At 60.5% G+C, this 20,788-nt stretch carries 21 protein-coding genes; 1 reads left to right on the top strand and 20 read right to left on the bottom strand.

Annotated features, from left to right (window positions below; genetic code table 11):
• Positions 1–63: 63 nt before the first annotated feature.
• The gene (locus ACFC20_RS10025; protein ID WP_375192882.1) at positions 64–1,740 is read right to left on the bottom strand and encodes a long-chain fatty acid--CoA ligase; all 1,677 of its coding nucleotides are present in this window, start codon (positions 1,738–1,740) and stop codon (positions 64–66) included.
• A gap of 187 nt (positions 1,741–1,927) precedes the next feature.
• Here ACFC20_RS10025 and ACFC20_RS10020 point away from each other — a divergent pair, with 187 nt between their 5' ends.
• Positions 1,928–2,413, top strand: a complete 486-nt coding sequence (locus ACFC20_RS10020; RefSeq protein WP_375192881.1) for a MaoC/PaaZ C-terminal domain-containing protein — start codon at positions 1,928–1,930, stop codon at positions 2,411–2,413.
• A gap of 59 nt (positions 2,414–2,472) precedes the next feature.
• On the opposite strand, the gene ACFC20_RS10015 is transcribed toward ACFC20_RS10020, so the two are convergent.
• The 19 genes from ACFC20_RS10015 to dnaX form a co-directional block, all read right to left on the bottom strand.
• Positions 2,473–3,483: an AgmX/PglI C-terminal domain-containing protein gene (locus ACFC20_RS10015; protein WP_375192880.1), complete on the bottom strand. Its 1,011-nt coding sequence runs from the start codon at positions 3,481–3,483 to the stop codon at positions 2,473–2,475.
• Positions 3,476–3,991 (bottom strand): ExbD/TolR family protein, encoded by a 516-nt coding sequence (locus ACFC20_RS10010; RefSeq protein ID WP_375192879.1) that lies wholly within the window; start codon positions 3,989–3,991, stop codon positions 3,476–3,478. Before ACFC20_RS10010 ends, ACFC20_RS10015 begins: the two co-directional genes overlap by 8 nt.
• A complete protein-coding gene (locus ACFC20_RS10005) occupies positions 3,988–4,518 on the bottom strand; it encodes an ExbD/TolR family protein (protein ID WP_375192878.1) in 531 nt (176 codons plus the stop codon). The genes ACFC20_RS10010 and ACFC20_RS10005 overlap by 4 nt, the downstream gene beginning before the upstream one ends.
• Positions 4,519–4,527: 9 nt before the next feature.
• A complete protein-coding gene (locus ACFC20_RS10000) occupies positions 4,528–5,175 on the bottom strand; it encodes a MotA/TolQ/ExbB proton channel family protein (RefSeq protein ID WP_375192877.1) in 648 nt (215 codons plus the stop codon).
• A 2-nt stretch (positions 5,176–5,177) separates the two neighbouring features.
• Positions 5,178–5,546, bottom strand: a complete 369-nt coding sequence (locus ACFC20_RS09995) for a hypothetical protein (RefSeq protein ID WP_375192876.1) — start codon at positions 5,544–5,546, stop codon at positions 5,178–5,180.
• Positions 5,546–6,025, bottom strand: a complete 480-nt coding sequence (locus ACFC20_RS09990) for a tetratricopeptide repeat protein (protein WP_375192875.1) — start codon at positions 6,023–6,025, stop codon at positions 5,546–5,548. Before ACFC20_RS09990 ends, ACFC20_RS09995 begins: the two co-directional genes overlap by 1 nt.
• The gene (gene bamD, locus ACFC20_RS09985) at positions 6,015–8,837 is read right to left on the bottom strand and encodes an outer membrane protein assembly factor BamD (protein ID WP_375192874.1); all 2,823 of its coding nucleotides are present in this window, start codon (positions 8,835–8,837) and stop codon (positions 6,015–6,017) included. The genes ACFC20_RS09990 and bamD overlap by 11 nt, the downstream gene beginning before the upstream one ends.
• Positions 8,834–10,246 (bottom strand): hypothetical protein, encoded by a 1,413-nt coding sequence (locus tag ACFC20_RS09980; RefSeq protein WP_375192873.1) that lies wholly within the window; start codon positions 10,244–10,246, stop codon positions 8,834–8,836. The genes bamD and ACFC20_RS09980 overlap by 4 nt, the downstream gene beginning before the upstream one ends.
• Before the next feature lie 6 nt (positions 10,247–10,252).
• A complete protein-coding gene (locus tag ACFC20_RS09975) occupies positions 10,253–10,747 on the bottom strand; it encodes an AraC family transcriptional regulator (RefSeq protein WP_375192872.1) in 495 nt (164 codons plus the stop codon).
• A gap of 405 nt (positions 10,748–11,152) precedes the next feature.
• On the bottom strand, positions 11,153–12,331 hold the full coding sequence (locus tag ACFC20_RS09970) for a VWA domain-containing protein (RefSeq protein WP_375192871.1): 1,179 nt from the start codon (positions 12,329–12,331) through the stop codon (positions 11,153–11,155).
• Between the two features lie 46 nt (positions 12,332–12,377).
• Positions 12,378–13,220: an AAA family ATPase gene (locus tag ACFC20_RS09965; protein ID WP_375192870.1), complete on the bottom strand. Its 843-nt coding sequence runs from the start codon at positions 13,218–13,220 to the stop codon at positions 12,378–12,380.
• Positions 13,221–13,237: 17 nt separating this feature from the next.
• Positions 13,238–15,370, bottom strand: coding sequence for a VWA domain-containing protein (locus ACFC20_RS09960; RefSeq protein ID WP_375192869.1), 2,133 nt, complete (start codon positions 15,368–15,370; stop codon positions 13,238–13,240).
• Between the two features lie 74 nt (positions 15,371–15,444).
• Positions 15,445–15,789: a hypothetical protein gene (locus tag ACFC20_RS09955; RefSeq protein ID WP_375192868.1), complete on the bottom strand. Its 345-nt coding sequence runs from the start codon at positions 15,787–15,789 to the stop codon at positions 15,445–15,447.
• Positions 15,789–16,235: a YcgN family cysteine cluster protein gene (locus ACFC20_RS09950; protein WP_375192867.1), complete on the bottom strand. Its 447-nt coding sequence runs from the start codon at positions 16,233–16,235 to the stop codon at positions 15,789–15,791. The genes ACFC20_RS09955 and ACFC20_RS09950 overlap by 1 nt, the downstream gene beginning before the upstream one ends.
• Positions 16,232–16,525, bottom strand: a complete 294-nt coding sequence (locus ACFC20_RS09945) for a YcgL domain-containing protein (protein WP_375192866.1) — start codon at positions 16,523–16,525, stop codon at positions 16,232–16,234. The genes ACFC20_RS09950 and ACFC20_RS09945 overlap by 4 nt, the downstream gene beginning before the upstream one ends.
• On the bottom strand, positions 16,522–17,679 hold the full coding sequence (rnd, locus tag ACFC20_RS09940; protein WP_375192865.1) for a ribonuclease D: 1,158 nt from the start codon (positions 17,677–17,679) through the stop codon (positions 16,522–16,524). Before rnd ends, ACFC20_RS09945 begins: the two co-directional genes overlap by 4 nt.
• Before the next feature lie 82 nt (positions 17,680–17,761).
• Complete coding sequence (recR, locus tag ACFC20_RS09935; protein WP_091985634.1) at positions 17,762–18,364, bottom strand: recombination mediator RecR; 603 nt, start codon at positions 18,362–18,364, stop codon at positions 17,762–17,764.
• 30 nt (positions 18,365–18,394) lie between these two features.
• Positions 18,395–18,718: a YbaB/EbfC family nucleoid-associated protein gene (locus ACFC20_RS09930; protein WP_091985637.1), complete on the bottom strand. Its 324-nt coding sequence runs from the start codon at positions 18,716–18,718 to the stop codon at positions 18,395–18,397.
• On the bottom strand, positions 18,715–20,652 hold the full coding sequence (dnaX, locus tag ACFC20_RS09925) for a DNA polymerase III subunit gamma/tau (RefSeq protein ID WP_375192864.1): 1,938 nt from the start codon (positions 20,650–20,652) through the stop codon (positions 18,715–18,717). The genes ACFC20_RS09930 and dnaX overlap by 4 nt, the downstream gene beginning before the upstream one ends.
• Between the last annotated feature and the right edge of the window lie 136 nt (positions 20,653–20,788).

Genomic DNA, 20,788 nt, shown 5'->3' with positions numbered 1-20,788 from the left:
GGGTCTTAAAAATAGAAAAACCCCGCCGAAGCGGGGTTTTGATCGCGCCAGCGGCAGGAGCCGTTACTTCTTGTTGGCCTCGTCACGCAGCTCGCGGCGCAGGATCTTGCCAACGTTGGTCTTGGGAAGCTCGTCCCGGAACTCGAACTGCTTGGGCACCTTGTAGGCGGTCAGCCGCTCGCGACAGAACTCCTTGAGTTCGTTCTCGGTCACGCCCTCGGCGGTGGGCACCAGGAATACCTTCACGGCCTCGCCACTCTTGGCGTCGGGCACACCCACAGCGGCACATTCCACCACTTTCGGGTGGCTGCTCACCACGTCTTCGATTTCGTTCGGGAACACATTGAAGCCAGACACGATAATCATGTCCTTCTTGCGATCAACAATGCGGATGTAACCATCTTCCTGGATCAGGGCGATGTCCCCGGTACGAAGATAGCCATCTTCGGTGAACGATTTCTGGGTATCTTCCGGGCGCTGCCAGTAGCCACGCATAACCTGAGGACCTTTCACACACAACTCACCGGCTTCACCCAGCGGTGTCTCGTTGCCCTCTTCGTCTATGGTCTTGACCTGGGTGGACGGGATCGGCAGGCCGATGGTGCCCAACTGGATGGCGCTGTGGGGGTTGAAAGTCACCACGGGGGAGGTTTCGGTCATGCCAAAGCCCTCGCAGATCTCACAGCCAGTCACCCGCTCCCACATCTTCGCTGTGTCACTGGTCAGAGCCATGCCCCCGGAAGAGGTCAGTTTGAGGGCACTGAAATCGAGATCCTGGAACTCTTCATTGTTGCACAGCGCCACAAACAGGGTGTTCAGGCCCAGGAACGCGGTGAACTTGTGGTTTTTCAGCTCCTTCACAAAGCCCGGAATGTCCCTCGGATTGGGGATCAGCACGTTGTGCGCACCGGCTTCGAGCATGATGCCGCAGTTCAGGGTGAACGAATAAATGTGGTACAGGGGTAGCGGCGCAATGACCACTTCCTGTCCTTCCACCACCATGTCTTCCATCATCGGGCGGGTCTGCAGGAGGTTGGCAACCAGGTTGCCGTGGGTCAGCATCGCGCCCTTGGCAACACCGGTGGTACCACCGGTGTACTGCAGCACCGCGATGTCATCCTGCTTGCACTCAACCGGGGTAAAGGTCTCGCGGGCACCCGAGTTGAGTACCGCCGGGAGCTTATGGGCCTGGGGCAGATTGAACGGAGGCACCATCTTCTTGACGTGCTTGATGACAGCGTTCATCAGCGTGCGCTTGATTGGCGAGTGCATGTCGGCAATCTCGGTCACGATAACGTGCTCGATGCCGGTGTGCGGCAATACCTTTTCGGCGTTCTCCGCCATGTTCGCCAGAACCACCAGCGCCTTGGCACCGGAATCGTTGAACTGGTGTTCCATCTCCCGGGTGGTGTACAACGGGTTGGTGTTCACCACAATCAGGCCGGCACGCATGGCGCCGAACACCACCACCGGGTACTGGCTGACGTTCGGCATCTGGACGGCGATACGGTCGCCGGGCTTCAGGTCGGTCTTGTTCTGCAGCCAGGCCGCGAAGTTGCGGCTCTGGGTATCCAGGTCACGGTAAGTGAGAGTAGCGCCAACAGCACTGAATGCGGGACGGTCGGCAAATTTTTTGACCGCCTGTTCAAACACATCCACCATGCTCTTGTACTTGTTCAGGTCTATCTCCCGGGGCACGCCGGCGGGGTATTTGTCCTGATAGAACTGCTCAAAATCCATCACCATCTCCTGTTTGGCGCTTCTGATTGTAATGATCGACCAATGCCAGACTGAGAAGAAAATCAACCCGACAAAAGTATCAGCCTCAAAAAAGAGGGGAGAGAATAGCAGTTTTGTTAACGATGAGGTAGTTTTCGGATTGATAACCGGAACACCTGTACCAGCCAACCTTCGTGCGGAGCACGCCATGAGCGATACCCTTGATACCCTTGAAAATCTCACCTACGAGGAACTCAATGAAGGCGATACCGCCACCTTTACACGCACCCTCACCGAAGACGAACTGGTGCTGTTTGCGGCGGTTTCCGGGGACGTAAATCCGGTGCATCTGGATGCGGAATTTGCGGCGGGTTCCATGTTCAAGGAGCGTATTGCCCACGGCATGTGGAGCGGTTCGCTGATTTCCGCGGCACTGGCCACGGTGATGCCTGGCCCGGGCACCATTTATCTGGAACAGAACCTGGCGTTCAAGCGCCCGGTCAAGCTGGATGACACCCTGACGGTGAATCTGAAAGTGCTGAGCAAGGAGCCAAAGAATCGCGTGTTGGTGGAATGCGACGTGCGTAACCAGAATGACCAGCAGGTGGTGATTGGCGAGGCCAAGGTCATCGCACCAACCACGAAAGTGTCCCTGCACAAACCCCAACTGCCGAAGATCACCATCGACCGCTGATCTGCCGCACCGCCGGGGATGGGCGACGACGCCCTGCCCCGAACTGCTTGTGCGCAGGCTCAGCCGGGCAGGAAGTCGATCGGGAAGCGCACCCTCCGGGCCTCGACATTGTCGGCGCCAAAATTGAACAGGCGTACGCGCATGGCAATCCGCTGTTCAAGCGTGGGGTGCTCCAGTTCCGAGCTTACCACCTCACAGGCGGAAACCGACCCGTCGGGCTCGATGACAAGTTCCAGCAGCACCTTGCCTTCCAGAGTCGGATCCTGGCGCAGCTCCCGCCGGTAAAGGGAATAAAGCGCGGTTTTCTGGGCATCGAACACCTTTCGAATGTTGCTCATGGCCCGCTCGCCGGTCGAGGGCTTGGCAGGGCCAGGGCTCGCTGCAACCTCCCGCGGCGCCGCCTCTTTCGCAACCTTTACGCTCTTCACCTGATGGTCCGCCACCGCCACCGAGGTGTCTTCCATTACCTGATCGGCGACGCCACCACTGCCGGCGAGGACCGACGACTCATCCGGCGCCGTTTCGGCCTTCGTCGGTTCCGTCCCGCTATTGGCGGTAAATCGCTTTCCGGATGCCGGCTCAGGGGCTCGCATGGAGGCCAACCGGTCTTTCATTGCCAACAGACCCGATCTGGATGCCTTTTCCCGGGCCTGCTCGACCGTCTGCGCAGGCTTTTCCGTTGGCTGCGTCGCTTCGGGCGCTGGCTCCGGCGCAGGGTCCGATTTCTGCTCGGCCACTTTCGGCTCCGGCTTTACCGGCTCCGGTGGCTGCACAGGCTCTGGCAAGGGTTCAGGCTCAGGTTCCGGTTCGGGCTGCAGCGGTTCGGGCTGCAGCGGTTCGGGTGGCGTCACGGGCCGCGGAGCTTCCACAAGCCGGGCCAGTCGTGGCGGAATCTGCTCTACCTCGCTGCGGTCCCGCTCCGGCAACTGGAGGGACGGAATCAGAAACGCGGGTGGCAGGAACAGTGCCAGCATGACCACCAGTATGACGATAAACCGCCGGTTCTCACCTGCCTCCCGACTCCAGGGCAGCAGGCTCTGGACCTCCGGAGACGACCGTTGATCAGCCATTATGAGGTCCCTCCTGCAGGCCCTCGGCCACGTCTACGGATTCAACCGCCAGCCTGACCTGCCGGTACTGCTCGTCTACGCAGGTTTGCATAACTTTCCGCAACAGCCGGTAATCGGTATCACGACCCGCCATGATCGTCACCGCCAGACCTTCCTCTGGAACTTCAGCCCAGCGCGCCCGCCGCCACGCCAGCTCTTCAGACAGGCCAGAGATATGCGTGTCTCCGGTTTCTATGCCCTCCAGGCGCGCGACTTCCTTGCCCTGAACCAGAATCGACTCCCCAGTCACCCGCACCGTCAGGTTCTCCACCGCTTCCTGCCGTGCCGTGGATTCGGGCAGCGGCACGTCTGCGGTGTTCTGCAGAACCTTTACATCGGATGAGTTCACCATCAGAAAGAACACCAGGATGGTGAAGATGTCCATCAGTGACACCAGGTTCAGGCCACCGGGCTTGTGCATGCGACTGTAGTGCCGCTGGATACGACGTGCCTTCCGGGAGGTTTTCATGCCCCCTCCCCACTTGCCGCTTTGTCGCTGGACGCCAACTGCCGGTCATCGGTGGCATCCATCAGGGAGACATCCGGAAACAGCTCCCCCTCCACCACGCTGGCAGCCACAACGGCCGGATACGACCGGACCGTGTCCATGGCGGTCACCAGAGTCTGATAATCCACCTCCGGGCCTACCTCGAGAATCACATCCGTCTTTTCCGGCACCCGGGCCTTGATCTGACGGAGCACCTCTCGCAACCCCGCAAAATCCTGACCACCGCTCTTCGCAGGCAGCACCCGGATAAGCCCGAGGCGACTGTCCGCCACCTCCATGCCCTCGGGGATCAGCGTTACCACGAGCCGCAGCTCCTCTGCCTTGGGCGCTTTACCGGCCGGCAACCCCGGGAAATTCAGCTCGATCATGCGCACCTGACTGAACACCATGCCGAGCAGCAGCACGGGCACCAGCACTATCATCAGATTGAGGAAGGCGGTGATGTCGAGCTCCGGCGCAACGTTGGTCCTGCGATGTCGACGTCTCATGAGCTTTCCTCAGGCGGCCGTTTGCCGCGTGCCGGGCTCGGAGATCAGGTTCAGCAGTTTGACTCCGGCCATCTCGAAACTGTCGACAATCTCGTTGGTGCGGGTTTGCAGGACGGCATGGAACATCAGCAGCGGGATAGCCGACATCAACCCGAAGGCCGTGGTGTTCATGGCCACGGAAATACTCTCGGACAGTAGGCTGGCCTTCTGGGAAGGGTCGGCCGCCGCCACGGCGGTAAACGCGGAAATCAGGCCAATAATGGTGCCCAATAGCCCCAGAAGTGTGGCAATGTTGGCCAGGGTCGCCAGGTACTGTGTGCGCTTCTCAAGCCGGGGCAGCACCTCCATCAGCCCCTCTTCCATGGCGTATTCAATCTCTTCCCGACGGCTGTTATTCAACAGCCGCCCGATGCCCGCACCCATGATCGAGGCAATCGCACTGTTGGAGTTGCTGGCCAGCTTCATCGCCCGCGGGTAGTCCCGCTTCTGCAACAGAGGAAGAATGCCTTTTTCAAAGGCCACGCGGTTCCGGCGGCGCACCGCCGACAGGTAGAAAAACCGCTCGAGCGTAATGGCAAGGCCCAACGCCAGGACCACGGCGATGGGGTACATGAAGGGACCGCCTTCCTGGAAGAAACGTACGATGGTGTCCAGCATTGTTATTCTCCTGTGAATGACTGCTCAGTGCCGGCTGGGCCCGCAAACGGGCTCAGAATCAGGGGGTTCAGGTTGTCGCGAAAAACTCGGTGTCGTTCCAGCGCCAGCGGGTCGACCGGGGCCAGCAGTTCTGGCGCCTGGTCATCCAGTTCCGCACGGGGCCCCTTCGGTAGACTGGGTGCCTGCCAGGGCAGGATGTAGAGGACCCTGGGCTCATCCTCGCCAAGGCTGGCCGAAATACCTTCCACGCTCAGGCGGGAGGCCAATTCGTCGGTGGTCTGATCGGCAGCTGCCGCCCCGGGCATCAGAAACGCCAGCACCATCCAGGCCAGGAATAGCCATGCAGTTGCCTTATCGAAAACGCTCAGCATTACCGGAGCCTCCGTTCCAGATCGGCAATCCAGCCGGCCACCGATTCGTCCTCTTCCGAGGCAAGCTCCCGGTAGCGGTTGTAGTGGTGCAATGCCGTTTCCAGGTCGAGCAGGTAGAGCTCCGAAATCACGGCCAGGTTGTAGTGCAGCTCGGCCACGGCAGGCGAACGGCGAATGCCCTGCCCGAGCAGCTCGGCGGCCTCAGCGAACCGGTTCTGCTCCTTGAGAAGAAGCGCGAGATTATTGACCACCACTGAATTAGCAGGGTCCAGAGCGACCGCCTTTTGCCAGGCTTCCACAGCAGCGTCCTTGCGGCCCTCATCGTAAGCCTCGCGGCCCGCCTGCACGTGCACTCTGGCCTCTTCCGGGCTCACCCCGGTAGCCTCAGGCTCCTTTGGGGCCTTGCCTGCACAACCGGTTAAAACAACCACCAGAAGCGTCAGGAACACACGTTTGAAAAACCGGGGTTCAAGCACCATCGGCCACCTCCATGTTCCAGCTCAACCATTTCAGATTCCGTTCATAGCGACCCGGATGCAGCTCGGCCAGAATACTCAGACTGCGGCCAATCCAGGGGTCGTATCCACTGGAAGTTATCCGTTGATGATTCTCTCGATGCAGGCCTATGGCTTTCTCTTCGAACGGATAGGCCTCCTCCTCAAGCAGCATCTGATACTGCATGGCCTCCATCTCGTTCAGCTCCGCAGGCACCGACGACGCCATCAGATCATTGGCGAGGCCGCGGTATAACTCCGCGCGGCGAAACAGCGATTCAGAAAGCACCTGTTCGCCCCCCAACGCTTCGGCATCCAGGAACCGCTGTCGTGCGGTTTCCAGCGCCGCCTGTTTGTGAGCGAGCGACTGCTCGAGCGGATGGTCGAGCCCGATGCGGGTGAACGCTGCCGCCGCCCGGGCACCCAGCACCAGAGAGGCCCGGGCGGCCCATTCCAGTGAGGCATCGCTGTGCCACGGACTGTCCAGTTCGGCAGCTACAAGCGCCTCACGCCAGTGGTCAGCGTCTTCAGTGGATTCCATTAACTGGTAACGCAACGTCTGCAACTGCTGGTGTTGCTGACCATCGCCGGGGGTCGGGTGGGCCGCCAGATAATCCCGATACAGCTGGTTACGCTCAACAAGATTGCCCGCCCTATCAAGGAGTTCGGCGGCACGAAGCCTGTACGGCCAGGGGTCCGCCTGGTTCGCCGATGCCTGCAATAATTCGGAAGCCGCACGGGTGTAGTCACCGGACTCGGTCCAGGCAAGCACCAGTTTCTCACTGATGCCGTCAGCCAGCCCATGGTTCGGGAACGCCCTGCGAAACTCTTCAAGGTTTGCCACCGCCGGGCCCCAGGCTTCTGCCTTGAGCAGCGTGTTGGCGGCATCAAAACGAGCCTTTACAGCAATCTCGGAACCGGGAAGAATGGGCTCCACGCGTTGAAAATGCCGAACGGCCTCCTCTACCCTGCCCGCCGCGGCGGCCTGCTCGCCCTGGCGGTAAACAACTGTAGCCAGTTGCTGGCGGAGATCCTCTGTCTGCCCCGATACCCGTGCAGACACACCTTCGCTCTCTGCGAGCTTCAGAGCCTGGTTCCAGGCCCGCTCAGCAAGACCGTACTCCCTGTTCTGCTGCCGGATACGGGCGGTGACCTGCCATGCGGCGAACCGCTCGTCGCTGGAGGCACCGGAACTTCCGATCACCCGGGCGCTGTAATCCAGGGCCAGCGTCTGATCACCCACAGACAGCCAGCGCGCCGCCAGATCTGCCATCAGGCCGATGCCGCGACGGTCATCGGGAAACCTGGAGAGGAAGCGGTCTGCTTCTCCAGTGAGCTCCGATAAGCCCGGAGCAAAGGCCGTATCGGTCTTTCGTCCGTCAACACCGTCTCGAAGCAAAACTATGCCCGCCCAGCCTGCGTCAGCGGCCTCGGCAAAGCCGGTCTGCTCATAGGCCGCCTGACGGAAATCGGCCAGCGCCAACGGGTACTGGCCTGCCTGGAGGCGCGCATCGCCCGCCAGTCTCAGAACCTCACCCGCATGGTTGACCCGCTCCGCGAGGCCTTCATAGAAGCCGGCGGCCATTCTGAACTCGTCCCTCGCCCGTTCGTCCTGCTCCTCTTTCAGGAACCTGCTGCCCCGTGCGTACGCATGATCGGCCAGTTCCCGGCTGAATTCCTGCCAGCGGGATTGATGCTCGCCCCCCAGGGCGGAATAGGCCTCAAGCGGACGATATTGCGCAACGAACTCAGCGCGGGCTCGGCGGGCCCGGTCGGGGTCGCCGGCAGCGCGCCACACTTCAACCAGCTGCAACCGGAACGCCGGCTCCGACCGGTGTGCAGGCGCCCAATCGAAAAAAGCCTCGTGAGTTTCAACGCTGGCAAGGGTTTCACCCCGTACCGCGTAATAATCCGCCAGCCGGTCGAAGAGGAGATGTTCCCAGGCGGGGTGCTCGGCTGCCTCGAGCCATGTCACCAGCGATTCCGGTCCCTGTTTGCGGCTTGCCATCAACGCCAGTACGCGGAAGGTGTCGTCAATCGTATCGATATTGGCTTCAGCAACGGTAGAGAGACTGGCCGAATCCGGCAGGAATTCGTCCAGCACCGTTACAAAGGTTCCGGCGGCACGATCCCAGGCAGCGGAACCCTGCTTGAACTGGCTCCAGCCAAGCATGTACCGGGCCTTGGTGCCCAATTCGCCGGCCTTGCCCGATTCCAGCAGCTGGCGATAAGCCGTCTCGGCCCGGGCATAGTCACCGGCCGCAAAGGCGTGCTCTGCCAGTCGGAACCGCGCCTCAGGCACCAGCGGCGAGTCAGGATACAATCCCACCAGCTGTTTTAACCGCTGGATAGAGGCCTCCGCCTGACCGGTCAGCGCATGGGCCTTGGCCATCTGGTACAGCAGCTCATCCAGGCGACCGGCGTAGGCGCCCCGCTCCAGGATCGCTTCATAACTGGCTATTGCCTCGCGGTAGGCCTGCTCTTCCTCCGCCGGTGAAAAACCCACGTCCTCACCGGATCGATCCCGAATATTGCCGAGCCGGTTCAGGGCATCTATCCGGACTTCCGGTTCATCGGATGACTGGAACAAGCGCTGATACCGCCGGGCAACCTCCGACGGCGAAATGGCCGGAAGCGGTCGGCTTTCAAATGGCAGGAACACGGGCCGCATATCCCCCAGGGTTTCGCCCTCGCCTCCAAGCTCCACCCGGAATGACTCCTGGGCAGTTGTCGCCCCTGTAACGAGGACCAGTCCCATAAAAGCAGCAAATGGCAGGTTCCGCGGCCACGCACTCATTGGCTGCTCTCCCCGAGATTCTGAAGGGCAAGGTATTCGTACAGATGTGCGACCTGCTGTTCGGTTTTGTCCAGGGCGTAGGTCATCCTCTGGTCCTGCTGCCGAACAAACGTCAGTGCCATTTCGTCGAGGGCTTCGGAGGATTTCCCGGAGAGTTCGCGCACTGCGGTTAACAACCGCTCGTTTCGCTGGTGGAGTGACCTCGCCTGGTCAGCGAGAGACTCAAGCACGGCCGGCCGGATGGTTGCCCGCTGATCCAGAAGGTCAAGGCGGCTTCGGGCATCTGCAATGGTGGTCCTGAGTGCCCGCAGGCGGAGGGCCTGTTCCTTGCCCGCACCAACAGAGAAGCGCTCTATCCGCTCAAGAAGCGCCTCTCCCTCCCGAATCAAGCGTTCGGTGCCATCACCATTCCCGATCGACCCTGAGGACACATCCCTCAAGGCGGCCTCGAGCGCCCTCTCGAAAACCTGCAGGTCACGCCCGAACCCCTCGAGCTGCCCTCTGAGTGACTCCAGCTCCGCAACCCGACCGGCCGCATGCTGCGCTTCTGGCTGTTCCATGAACGCCAGCAGGTAAGCCATCCTGGGCTGGGTCAATGTGCGGCTGTCGGCAAGAAACCAGTCAACGCCGGTATCACGGGCATCAAGAATCAAAGTTTTGTAGGCGCCTTCCCGCCCGATCTTCTCCGCCAGCTTTCGCAAGGTCACCCGTTCGCTCTCAAAAGCGGCGTTGGCGGCCAGGTAAGCTTCCCCGGATTGGCCAAGATAGCCGGAGAGATCGTAACCCCGCCCCATACCGATCCAGGCGTCGGCCACCCCGGGATAGGCCAGAGGGTATTTGCGGGCCCTGTGCCAGCTTTGCATGGCCGCCCGATGATTGCCTTTTTCGGCCAGGGCGAGGCCATGGAGGTAGAGCGCGCGGGGTGTGCTGAAGCTGTCGAGGTCCACCTTTTCAAGAAAGCCGATGGCCTTGTCGAATTCTCCATGCTGGTAGGCAAGGTAGCCCGCGCGAACCAGCAGGTTGTTGCGCAGGTGCGCCCGGCGCTCGGCTACCGGGTCGCCCTCCGCCATGGCCAGGGCAACTCTCAGGGCCACCAGAGCGCGGGCGGGATTGAGGTCAGTGCTCGCGTAATCGGTGGCCAGGTTCAGGTAACCGAGGGCGGCCCAGTAACCGTCTTTCATACTGGCGAGAATACGGCCCGCGTCGTCCGTTCTGCCGTCAGCGCGCGCCGATTCGGCCTCTCGATACAGCGCCTGCTGCCGGGCTTCTCCAAGGTGTATACCCGCACCCTCGGCGGCCCGGAAGGATGCCAGCCCGGAACGGATCTCCTCCGGCAGAGGCGAAGCCGCACTGACACAGGTACTACCCAACCCTACAGCGGCTACCAGCAGAAACGCACGCAATCCCATGCCGGCTTACTCCCACTCCCGGAATGCCACTCTGGGCTCATAGTCCGGGGCGCGGGCGTCGAGGCTCATCTGAAGCCTGAGCACACCCGGGCGCTTGCGAAAAAGATGACTTGCCTCTCGACGGACGAAATCCTCATCAGCAGAGCGGGCGGTAATCACCGTTCGCAGTTCGTGCTCGCCATTTTCCAGGTTGCCGATAAACAGCTGCTGAACACCACCCTGCTCCAGGGAGGCCCGTTCGCGGTCGGTGTAGTAATGGGCGGCTACCGGCTGGTCATTGACAAACAGCTCCACCGAATCGAGATTCAGGGCATTGCGGTTCTGAAGTGTCAGGAAAACTGCCAGTCGGGTATTGGGTGGGTGCAGCAGCTTCTGTTCAAGCGCCAACACCTCGGTGGCGTGCTCCGCTACCTGCGTGTTCAGCTCCGCGATCTGTTCATCGAGTGTCGGCGCAGCGCTGACCGGGACGGCGATGCCTGCGAGGATCACTGTGGCCAGCAAGACTGAAATCCACCCGTGTATCCGGCGTTGTTGTGGTTGTTTTGAGCCGAACATAAGCCTCCTGCCTACTCCGTCGTGCCTTGTAACCGAAGCAATCTTCTGTAACAGATCGGCAGAAAGCGTAACACTTGGTAACCGCCAAGAACGGTATCCAGATCACCAAATTAAAAACGGAGGGTCTCGGAAGTGTCGAGTTCTTTGACAGGCGTGGCGAATCGAGGGGTACCTTGCCTCTCGGACAAGACCAGAGAGAAGTATTTAAATAACTGTTTTATGGCACATTTGAGCATTTGGCCCTGTAATTGCTCTCAACATGATGGCGGGACTGCCATTGCGGCAACCCCGCTTGATATGCCGAGCTTTGCCGATGCCCTCAACCGCATCGGCTTTTTTTGGACCGCTGTTTTACTTGCTCAGCTGCTTCATGGCCGATTCGAGGCCCTCTACCGTCAGCGGGTACATATGGTCGTTGACCAGTTGCCTGGTCATGCCCAGCGATCCACCGTTGCCCCAATAGCTCTCCGGCAGCGGGTTCAGCCAGACTACTTTACGGAAGTGCTCGGTAATTCGCTGGAACCAGGTGGCACCGGCTTCCTCGTTCCAGTGCTCGATGGATCCGCCAGGGTGGGAAATCTCATAGGGTGCCATGGTGGCATCACCCACGAAGATCACCTTGTAGTCCGGCGTGTACTTGTGGAGGATGTCCCAGGTGCTGGTGGTCTCATTCATCCGGCGAATATTGTTCTTCCAAACGCTCTCGTAGATGAAATTGTGGAAGTAGAAATACTCCATATGCTTGAACTCGAGCCTGGCCGCCGAGAACAGCTCCTCACACACCCGAATGTGGGGATCCATTGAGCCTCCCACGTCGAAGAAGATCAGCACCTTTACGGCATTATGCCGCTCCGGCACCATTTTCAGATCAAGGTAACCGGCGTTGCGGGCGGTAGAACGGATGGTGTCGTCCATATCCAGCTGGTCCGCGGCGCCCTGGCGGGCAAACTTTCTCAGCCGGCGCAGTGCCACCTTGATGTTCCGGATACCCAGGGTGACGCTGTCGTCCAGGTCTTTGAACTCACGCTTCTCCCACACCTTCACGGCGCGGCCATGGCGACCGTTCTTCTGGCCGATACGAAAGCCTTCCGGGTTGTAGCCATTGGCACCGAACGGCGATGTACCGCCAGTGCCAATCCACTTGTTACCACCGGCGTGACGTTCCTGCTGCTCTTCCATACGCTTCTTGAAGGTTTCGATCAGCTCCTCAAGACCACCGAGGGAGTCAATCTTGGCTTTCTCCTCCTCGGTCAGGTGCTTCTCGAACTCCGCCCTGAGCCAGTCGTCCGGAATCAGGGCCTCAAGCAGATCGTCGAGGTTCTCGATACCTTCGAAGTAAGCCTGAAAAGCGCGGTCAAACTTGTCGAAGTGACGCTCATCTTTCACCAGGCACAACCGGGAGAGGTAATAGAACTCTTCCATGTCGGCAAAGGCCAGCCGCTTCTGGAGAGCCTCCAGCAGGTCCAGGAACTCCCGCAGACTGGCCGGGACCCGCGCGCGCCTTACCTCGAGAAAAAAATCAATCAACATAAACGATGACTCTTGCCAGGACGTTTGCCAGGACTCATGCCCTGAATCAGCTGCGGCGACGTGCCATGAAGGCAAGCTTCTGCAGCAGGTGTACATCCTGCTCGTTCTTCACCAGGGCGCCGTACAGTGGCGGCAACGCCGAGCTGGTGTCCTTCTCCTGCAACATTTTTGCGGACAGCTCGTCGGCCATCAACAGCTTGAGCCAGTCGATCAGCTCGGAGGTTGACGGCTTTTTCTTCAGCCCGGGCACCTTGCGCACATCAAAGAACACTTCCAGGGCATCGCGAACGATGGCCTGCTGCAACCCCGGGAAGTGCACATCCACGATGTTCTTCATGGTGTCGTGGTCCGGGAAGCTGATGTAGTGGAAGAAACAGCGACGGAGGAAGGCGTCGGGCAGCTCTTTCTCGTTGTTACTGGTGATCACCACGATCGGCCGATGCTTGGCCTTTACGAACTGCTGGGTCTCGTAGACATAGAATTCCATCCGATCCAGCTCGAGCAGCAGGTCGTTGGGGAATTCGATATCGGCCTTGTCGATCTCGTCGATCAGCAGCACCACCTGCTCGTCCGACTCAAATGCCTCCCACAGCTTGCCCTTGACGATGTAATTGCGAATGTCCTTGACCTTCTCATCGCCCAGCTGGGAGTCCCGCAGGCGCGAGACCGCGTCGTACTCATACAGGCCCTGCTGGGCCTTGGTGGTGGACTTGATGTGCCAGGGAATCAGCTTCATGCCGAGCCCCGCGGCCATTTCCTCGGCCAGCAGGGTTTTCCCGGTGCCCGGCTCGCCTTTGATCAGTAGCGGGCGCTGGAGCCCGATGGCGGCGTTGACGGCCATTTGCAGGTCATCGGTGGCTACGTATTTCTCGGTACCGGTAAACTTCATGGTCTGGTTCCTGTTGGTTACTTTTTCGAGTCTTTCTGATTGCGTTTTTCGTCGGAGTCGTCATCCGGCAGGCCGGACTGCTCCTCATCGTAATCCGGCAGGTCGTCGAACTCCGACAGATCGAAATCCTCCAGCCCGAACTCCTCTTCGTCATCGTCCCCGGCCGGTTCCTCATCCACCGGCGTATCGGCTACCGGGATCTCCACATCCTCGTCGGCCAGGTCATCGGCTTCAGCGGGCCACTCCTCTTCCACCTTTGGCGGCTCGGATTCATCAATCTCCGCTTCAAGATCGGCAAACTCGTCCTCAGTCGGAGGTTCTGTGACTTCGGGAATGTCTTCGGGTTCGGGTTCGAGCTCTGGCTCTGATTCCAGTTCAGGCTCGGGCTCAGGTTCCGGTTCGGGAATCGCCTCAGCCGTTGGTTCAGCCTCTGGCTCTTCATCGAGGTCCGCCAGGGTTTCCCGCTCAGCGGCCGCCTGGGCCTGAGCCTCCTGACGTTTGCGACGCTGGCGCAATGCAAACCAGACGATACCCGCCAGCATGGCAACCGCACCCCCTGCTGCACCGTAGACCCAGACTGGAAGTCCGGACGCCGGCTCTGCCTCGTCCGGACCGGCCACGGAAGGCGTCTGCGCTTGTTCTTCCGGCGCTACTGCTTCGGGCGCTACTGGCGCCTCCTCTGCGGTTGCCGGAGCAGACTCGACCTGACTGACATCGATCGGAGACTCGATGGCCGGCTCCGCTGCGGGCTCTGCCTCGGCCTGGGGCGCCGTTCCGGATGGCTCCGCCTCCGGTAAAACGGCCCCCTCCTCACTTTCCGGTTCGGCCAATGGCTCGCCCATGGCTTCCGTTGGGGTCGTCGCTTCAGCGCCCTCGGGCACGGTAAAGCCCACAGTGGCGCTGAACTTCCGGCTGAAGGTCTGGCCGTCCGCCACCACGTCAATGGTATACAGCCCCGGCGCGGGCAAACTGCCGACGGTATCGCGGTAGGTGCCATCTTCCGGCGGCTGCTCTCCGGAGAGAATCTTGGTACCGCTGCGGCCGTCTTCCGAGGTAATGCTCAGGGTGACCTCGAGTACCCCAAGAAAATCCGGATTGGTGATTTTTTCCTGTTCCTCGAAGAACGCGACGCGAACGTCCAGTGGCGTTTCCGCCGAAAAAGTCGGGGGCATGGGGCTCACCACCATACGCAGGTCGCTGACCACGGTAACCCGACTGCCCTCACCGAGCTCACCCTGGATACCCCATTTCCCTGCCTGGGGGCCGGTGACGGTAATGAGGTCGTAGCCCGCTTCCCTGGCCCATCGCACGTTGTCGGGCACGTCATTGAGGCTGAGAGCCTGGCCATCGGGCCGAACCAGTGTGAGTTCACGGGTTGCTGCGGTCTCGGACTCCCCCCAGAAGATCAGCGCTGTGAACTCCTGAACCCCGGAATCCACCGTAAATCCGTCCCCTTCAATGGGAATCTGCTCCTGGGGCACGGCGGTATTCAGCGCCTCCAGGAAGGCCAGATTGAGCGCATCGGCGGTCTGGGCCACCTGGAAGCGGCCGCCAGACCGGCTTGCCAGAGCTTTCAGAAAATCGGTATCCGCCGCCTCGGACAGAGCTACCGGATGGAAGGTTGCACCCCTGTCGATCAGGCGTGCGGCAATGGAATCGAGAATGCGCTGTTCTTCGGCGGCATTGGCTTCCGGCTTGTCAGATATATCAACCTTGCCGTCGGTGAGCAGAATGAAGTGGGTGCGGCTCAGATCGCCGTCGGTGACATAATCGTCACTGGCCGTCTGAATGGCGGCACCGAGGTTGGTCCGAAGCGCGACGGAGTTGATCTGGGCCGAGCGCTGAATGGCCATGTCCCGCCAGGCATCGGTCACTTCCTGGTGCGGAACCAGCATGTTGACGTACTGGCCAAAGGTCCACACGCCTGCGGTCGAGCCCTCCGGGAGCAGACGGGCGAGCAGGCGAACCGCCGGCTGGCGAAGGTTTTCCGGATCGGTCTCTTTCATCGAGCCGGAAATATCAACGATGATCCGGACATCGGACTTCTCCGGGAACCGAACCTCCCCGGTTGCTTCCTGGGCAGTCACCAGCCCGGAAAGGCTCATCGCCAGAAGCAGAGCAAAAAGGGCTATAAAACCAGATGATTTCACTCTCAAGCCATTCGTCCCTTTATCGGTTGGGGTCTTTTTGTTGTGATTTCCTGCCTGGCCAGTCCCGGCCGGATTTACCGTCGAACCAGGCGATAACGCACCAGGTCGAGCAACCACACCAGCAACATTACCAGCCCGGCAAGCCCGAGGTTGAACGCCGCCCGCCCGGCCGCGTCAACGTTGCCAAGAATCATCTCGTAACCGCCAAACAGCCACGCAGGAATCCACCAGCCCGCCACCTCCGGTGACTCAACCGGCGTCAGCAGCAGGGCCACCAGTGCGGCGAGAAGCAGGGTTCGCAGACCGTAGAGTGGAAGGAAGCGCACAAAGCGCTTCACCATGTAAAAAAACACCACGAACGCGAGGGCGTAGGCGGCCCAGAAAATGCCATAGGCCAGTTGTGCATCGGTATCGATCATTACAGAATCCAGTGAATGATGTGTTCTTCCCAGTCTTGTTCCGGCACACGATCCTCAGACAGAACCCGATGGCGAACAGACACGCCCGCCTCGTGCACCGATTCCGGATCGCCGCTGCGCAGCGGGTGCCAGTCCGCCAATGGCCGGTCCTCGGCCAGCGTGCGATAGGCACAGGTATACGGTAGCCAATGGTAGTCGTTGACGGTCTCCGGTGTCAGCACCGTACAACCGGGCACTTTCTCGAGGCGCTGTTCGTAAACCGTGCATTGGCAGGTTTCGTCGTCCATGTACCGGCACACCAGATCGGTGTGGTACACCTCGCCGGTGTCCTCATCCTCGAGCTTGTTCAGGCAGCATTTGCCGCAACCGTCACAGAGCGATTCCCACTCCCGTGGGGTCATCTCGTGCAGACGCTTGCGCTGCCAGAACGGAACCTGGGCTATCACGGGCTGTGCCGTTCCAGCTTGCGTTTGAAGTCCACCACGTAGCTTTCCTGCTCTTCCGGCATCTGCAGGTAAAAGTCCTTCTCTGCAATCGCCTCAAGCACCTGCTTGCCGGTCGTCCTGGCAAGCTTTTTGTCAGGTGTCAGCAACAGGTCCATGGAATGAACCGGTTGGCCAAAGATGGTCCGCAGCCCTTCGGGCAGGTCTTCCCACTTTTGGTCGCGCCGAACGAACACATAGGTATCGTTCTTCTTGCTGCTGCGGAATACGGAGACAAACGCCCGGTCTTTCATGATGTCAGTAATTCCTCAATCTCGGTGCGCACGGGCGCAAGGATACGGGCCCGCCAGCCCTGGAAAAAATCGTGTCTGGCCAGGTCCGGATCCTGGACCACTTTCTCGAGGCGCTTGCGTGGAGCCAACAATTCCATTGGAATATCAGCGTCTTCCGACGCTTTCTTGAAAAGGCGCTTCAACTGTTTGTAGAAGCCCTGTTGATCCCTCGAGAGTGGCGGTGCGATGCGCTCAAGGCCCGAATTATCCGCAGTTGAACCCCGACTCACAAGTTCCACCAGGGTCTCACCATAACGGCGGACGGCGCCCCCCGGCACACCCTGGATGTTGGAAAGCTCCCTCACCGACCGGGGCAGTCTTTCGGCAATCGCGATCAGCAGGGCATCCGCCAACACGCGATTCCGCGGCCGGTCCCGTTTCTGGCATTCCAGCTCGCGCCATTTCACCAGCTCTTTCAGTACACCTTGCTGTTGGGGCGACAGGGTCCAGCCGCCCCGCAGCTTGAGGTAGTGATTGTCGGGGTCTTCCTGGCTGGCGAGTTCATTGGCAAAGCGCATGGATTCCTCATCCAATGCCTCTGCCAGACCGCGCTTTTCCAGAAGGCCCATGACCCACTGGTGCATGGGTTCCAGAAACCGGATGTCATCGATGGCATAGCGCTGCTGGGCCTCACTCAGGGGGCGCGCCAGCCAGTCCGAACGGGTTGCTGATTTGTCGAGTGTTTCCCCGAACAGGGTTTCCACCAATTTGGCGTAACCCAGGGAGAAGCCGGCGCCCGCCATGGCGGCCCCGATCTGAAGATCAATTACCCCTGCCGGTTCAAGCTTGAGCCATTGCCGGAACAGCTCCAGGTCTTCACTCATGGCGTAGAGCAGTTTCGGAGTAGCAGGATCGGCGAGCAATTCACGGAAACGTGGCGATTGCTCCGCAACCGACGGATCCACGAGACAGAACGCTTCACCGATCCCCAGTTGGACCAGTCCGGGTATGGGATAGAAAGTGTTCACCCGCTCGAACTCGGTGTCGAGGGCAAGCAGCCTGCCGTGCGCGGGCTCCAGCCAACGATCAAGCTCTTGCGGCTCGTGTATCCAGGGAATCTCGGCGGGTGCCGGTGGAACCCTGGCTGCCAACGCAGCCTGGGCCGGGCTATTCATTCGAACTATCCATGAGAGCTATCCATTAGAGCTATCCATTAGAGCCTTCCATTACAGCGGTCATAAACGTGCCTGGCCTGAATCAGTCAGAGAGTGGTTTGCGGCCCCGGAAGGCGTGCGTGAGCGTAAAGCCGTCAACGTAGCCCAGCTCGCCTCCCACAGGAATGCCGTGGGCAAGCCGGGTTATGAGGATGCCCTGGCCGTCGAGTCGGTCGGCAATATAGTGGGCGGTTGCCTCGCCTTCAACCGTGGGGTTGGTGGCCAGAATCAGTTCGGTCACGCCCTCCTCGCGGATCCGCTTGAGCAGGCGCTCGATGCCGATCTGCTCGGGGCCAACGCCATCAATCGGAGACAGGTGACCCATCAGCACGAAATAACCGCCGCGATAGTCGCCCGCCTGTTCGATGGCGAGGAGATCGGAGGGGCTTTCAACTACGCACAGGGTACCGGTGCGGCGCTGGGGGTTTTCGCAGATCCCGCAGAGTTCTGTGTCTGAGAAGTTCTGGCAACACTCACATCGGCGGACGCCGGTCATGGCCTGGCTCAGGGCCTCAGACAAGCGTGTTCCACCGGAGCGTCCGCGTTCAAGCAGGTGGAAGGCCATGCGCTGGGCGGTTTTCTGCCCGACGCCAGGAAGGCAACGAAGGGAATCTACAAGCTCATCAACCAGGGGGCTGAACGCCATGAAATGTCCTCAAACTGCGGGCAACGAAACTCAGAACGGCATCTTGAAACCGGGCGGCATACCCATCCCGGACATCATGCCAGACATCTTTTCCTTCTGGTTCTCTTCCACACGGCGCACCGCGTCGTTCACGGCGGCAGCCAGCAGATCTTCGAGAATCTCCTTTTCCTCAGTCAGCAGGGACGGATCAATATCCACCTTGCGGACATCGTGGCGACCGTTCATGGTCACCTTCACCAGGCCTGCGCCCGCCTCGCCGGTTACCTCGGCCTTGGCGATCTCTTCCTGGGCTTTCTGCATCTCTTCCTGCATCTTCTGGGCTTTTTTCATCAGGTCGCCCATATTGTTCATCATGCCTTGTCTCCTGCTTGCTTCTGGCCAGGGTCGGCCGGCCGGATACTGTCTTCGACTACCCGCGCCTCGAATCGTTCAACGATAGACTGTACGACGGGATCCCGTCGAATGGACGCCTCAGCCGCTTGCTGTCGCTCCTGGCGCCGACGCTCCTCATAGGCGGCGGGCGTGTCCGGGCCCGGGTCGCCCTGCTCTACCCGTAACTGAATGGAGTCGCCGAAGCGGTTTCTCAAGGCCGCCAGGATCTTCTCCTCGTGGCGACTGTTCAGCAGGCGGGCATGGCCCTCATCAATGGTGAGAACAATAGTCTCACCTTCCTGGCTCAGGGCGCTGTAACTCGCCAGATTACCGGGCATACCAACAATACCGAGACTGCGGAAATCCCGATGCCAGACAAACTCCCCGTTGTCCGGCTCGCCGGATTCAGCCGAAGCGGGCGCCTCTTGCGGTTCTGCCTCTTGTGCCGGTTCCGGTACGGGCGGTGAGACCGGCTCCTGCTCCGCTACCGGTTCTTGCGTCGCAGCCGATTCGGGTTCCGGCGCGAAATCCGGCTCCGGTGCTGACGGCTGAACGGGCGCTTCATCCGTACCTGTCAACGCCTCTTCATAGGGATCGCCGGCAGACTCGGCCTGGGCGTCCAGGCTGGCAAGCCACGCATCATCCTCGGCAGAAACCTGAGCCTGCGGCTCCGGTGCTTCGGGTTCAGGCTGAGCCACCTGCGGTTTCGCCGCTCCCAGCTCTGCGGCCGGGGTTTGTGGCTCTGGCGCTGGCGCCGGGTCGGGCTCGTCCCTGGGTTCTGGCGCCGCTGCCTTGTCACCGGAACCCAACGCCGGAGGCTCCCGGCGGTCAGCACCGGGCCGGAATGCAAGCATCCGGAGCAGGGTCATTTCAAAGCCCATCCGGGCGTCCGGGGTAATCGACAGGTCTTTCCGCCCAATCAGCGCGGACTGGTAAAACAACTGGGCGTCTTCGGCGCTGAGTTTCCGGGCCAGGGCCTGTACCTGCTCGGCGTCCCCGAGGGCATTATCGGCGCTGCCCGGTACCACCTGCTCCATGGTCACTCGATGGAACAGCGACAGCAGATCCGCCAGGATCACGCTGTAATCCGGGGCAAAATCCGAGATACGGTTGATCTCCGCCAGCAGGGCCGGCCCGTCGCCTTCCACAAGGGCCTCAACCATGCGTTCGATATCTCGCTGGTCAATGGTACCCAGCATGTTGCTGACGTCGCTGGCCGCCAGCTTCTGGTTGCCAAAGGCAATGGCCTGGTCAGTGAGGCTCAGGGCATCCCGCATACTGCCGTCGGCGGCCCGGGCAAGCAGCCACAGGGCGGGCTCTTCAAAGGGAATATTCTCGGCGGTCAGCACATTGCGGAGGTGGCCGGCGATGTGCTCCGGGGTCATCCGCTTGAGGTTGAACTGCAGGCACCGGGACAGCACGGTTACCGGCAGTTTCTGGGGGTCGGTGGTGGCCAGCAGGAACTTGACGTGCTCCGGCGGCTCCTCGAGGGTCTTCAGGAAGGCGTTGAACGACTGATTGGTGAGCATGTGCACCTCGTCGATCAGGTACACCTTGTATCGCCCACGGGTTGGCGCGTACTGCACGTTATCGGTGAGTTCGCGCATGTCGTCCACACCAGTTCGGGACGCGGCGTCGATTTCGATCAGATCAACAAATCGTCCTTCCTGGATTTCCTGGCAACTGGAACATTCACCGCACGGGTTGGGCGTTACTCCGGTTTCGCAGTTAAGGCAGCGGGCCAGCAGACGCCCGATCGTGGTCTTGCCCACCCCGCGGGTGCCAGTAAACAGGTAGGCGTGGTGCAAACGCTGGCTTTCCAGGGCGTGAATTAACGCCTGGAGCACGTGTTCCTGGCCCACCATGTCTTCAAACGTGCGTGGACGCCATTTACGGGCAAGTACCTGGTAGCTCATGTTCCGCCAACCGCTCTGAAAAATGGCCTTAACCTTACCACGGACCAGTGCCCAATAAGAAGCAAAGGGCACCGCTCGCCATGGTTGGCCCAGACGGTCAGTATCGAGAAAAATCAGGGATCTAGGAAAAGACGGG

This window comes from Marinobacter sp. (genome assembly GCF_041984545.1).
Classification (GTDB): domain Bacteria; phylum Pseudomonadota; class Gammaproteobacteria; order Pseudomonadales; family Oleiphilaceae; genus Marinobacter.
This window is presented reverse-complemented; position numbering and strand designations above follow the sequence as displayed.

Coding starts and splice junctions, on each gene's coding strand:
- dnaX (WP_375192864.1), bottom strand. CDS start 20,652: ATGAGCTACCAGGTACTTGCCCGTAAATGGCGTCCACGCACGTTTGAA.
- ACFC20_RS10025 (WP_375192882.1), bottom strand. CDS start 1,740: ATGGATTTTGAGCAGTTCTATCAGGACAAATACCCCGCCGGCGTGCCC.
- ACFC20_RS09965 (WP_375192870.1), bottom strand. CDS start 13,220: ATGAAGTTTACCGGTACCGAGAAATACGTAGCCACCGATGACCTGCAA.
- ACFC20_RS09930 (WP_091985637.1), bottom strand. CDS start 18,718: ATGATGAACAATATGGGCGACCTGATGAAAAAAGCCCAGAAGATGCAG.
- ACFC20_RS09945 (WP_375192866.1), bottom strand. CDS start 16,525: ATGAAAGACCGGGCGTTTGTCTCCGTATTCCGCAGCAGCAAGAAGAAC.
- ACFC20_RS09955 (WP_375192868.1), bottom strand. CDS start 15,789: ATGATCGATACCGATGCACAACTGGCCTATGGCATTTTCTGGGCCGCC.
- bamD (WP_375192874.1), bottom strand. CDS start 8,837: ATGAGTGCGTGGCCGCGGAACCTGCCATTTGCTGCTTTTATGGGACTG.
- ACFC20_RS10020 (WP_375192881.1), top strand. CDS start 1,928: ATGAGCGATACCCTTGATACCCTTGAAAATCTCACCTACGAGGAACTC.
- ACFC20_RS09995 (WP_375192876.1), bottom strand. CDS start 5,546: ATGCTGAGCGTTTTCGATAAGGCAACTGCATGGCTATTCCTGGCCTGG.
- ACFC20_RS10000 (WP_375192877.1), bottom strand. CDS start 5,175: ATGCTGGACACCATCGTACGTTTCTTCCAGGAAGGCGGTCCCTTCATG.
- rnd (WP_375192865.1), bottom strand. CDS start 17,679: ATGAATAGCCCGGCCCAGGCTGCGTTGGCAGCCAGGGTTCCACCGGCA.
- ACFC20_RS10005 (WP_375192878.1), bottom strand. CDS start 4,518: ATGAGACGTCGACATCGCAGGACCAACGTTGCGCCGGAGCTCGACATC.
- ACFC20_RS10010 (WP_375192879.1), bottom strand. CDS start 3,991: ATGAAAACCTCCCGGAAGGCACGTCGTATCCAGCGGCACTACAGTCGC.
- ACFC20_RS09970 (WP_375192871.1), bottom strand. CDS start 12,331: ATGTTGATTGATTTTTTTCTCGAGGTAAGGCGCGCGCGGGTCCCGGCC.
- ACFC20_RS09990 (WP_375192875.1), bottom strand. CDS start 6,025: ATGGTGCTTGAACCCCGGTTTTTCAAACGTGTGTTCCTGACGCTTCTG.
- ACFC20_RS10015 (WP_375192880.1), bottom strand. CDS start 3,483: ATGGCTGATCAACGGTCGTCTCCGGAGGTCCAGAGCCTGCTGCCCTGG.
- ACFC20_RS09980 (WP_375192873.1), bottom strand. CDS start 10,246: ATGGGATTGCGTGCGTTTCTGCTGGTAGCCGCTGTAGGGTTGGGTAGT.
- recR (WP_091985634.1), bottom strand. CDS start 18,364: ATGGCGTTCAGCCCCCTGGTTGATGAGCTTGTAGATTCCCTTCGTTGC.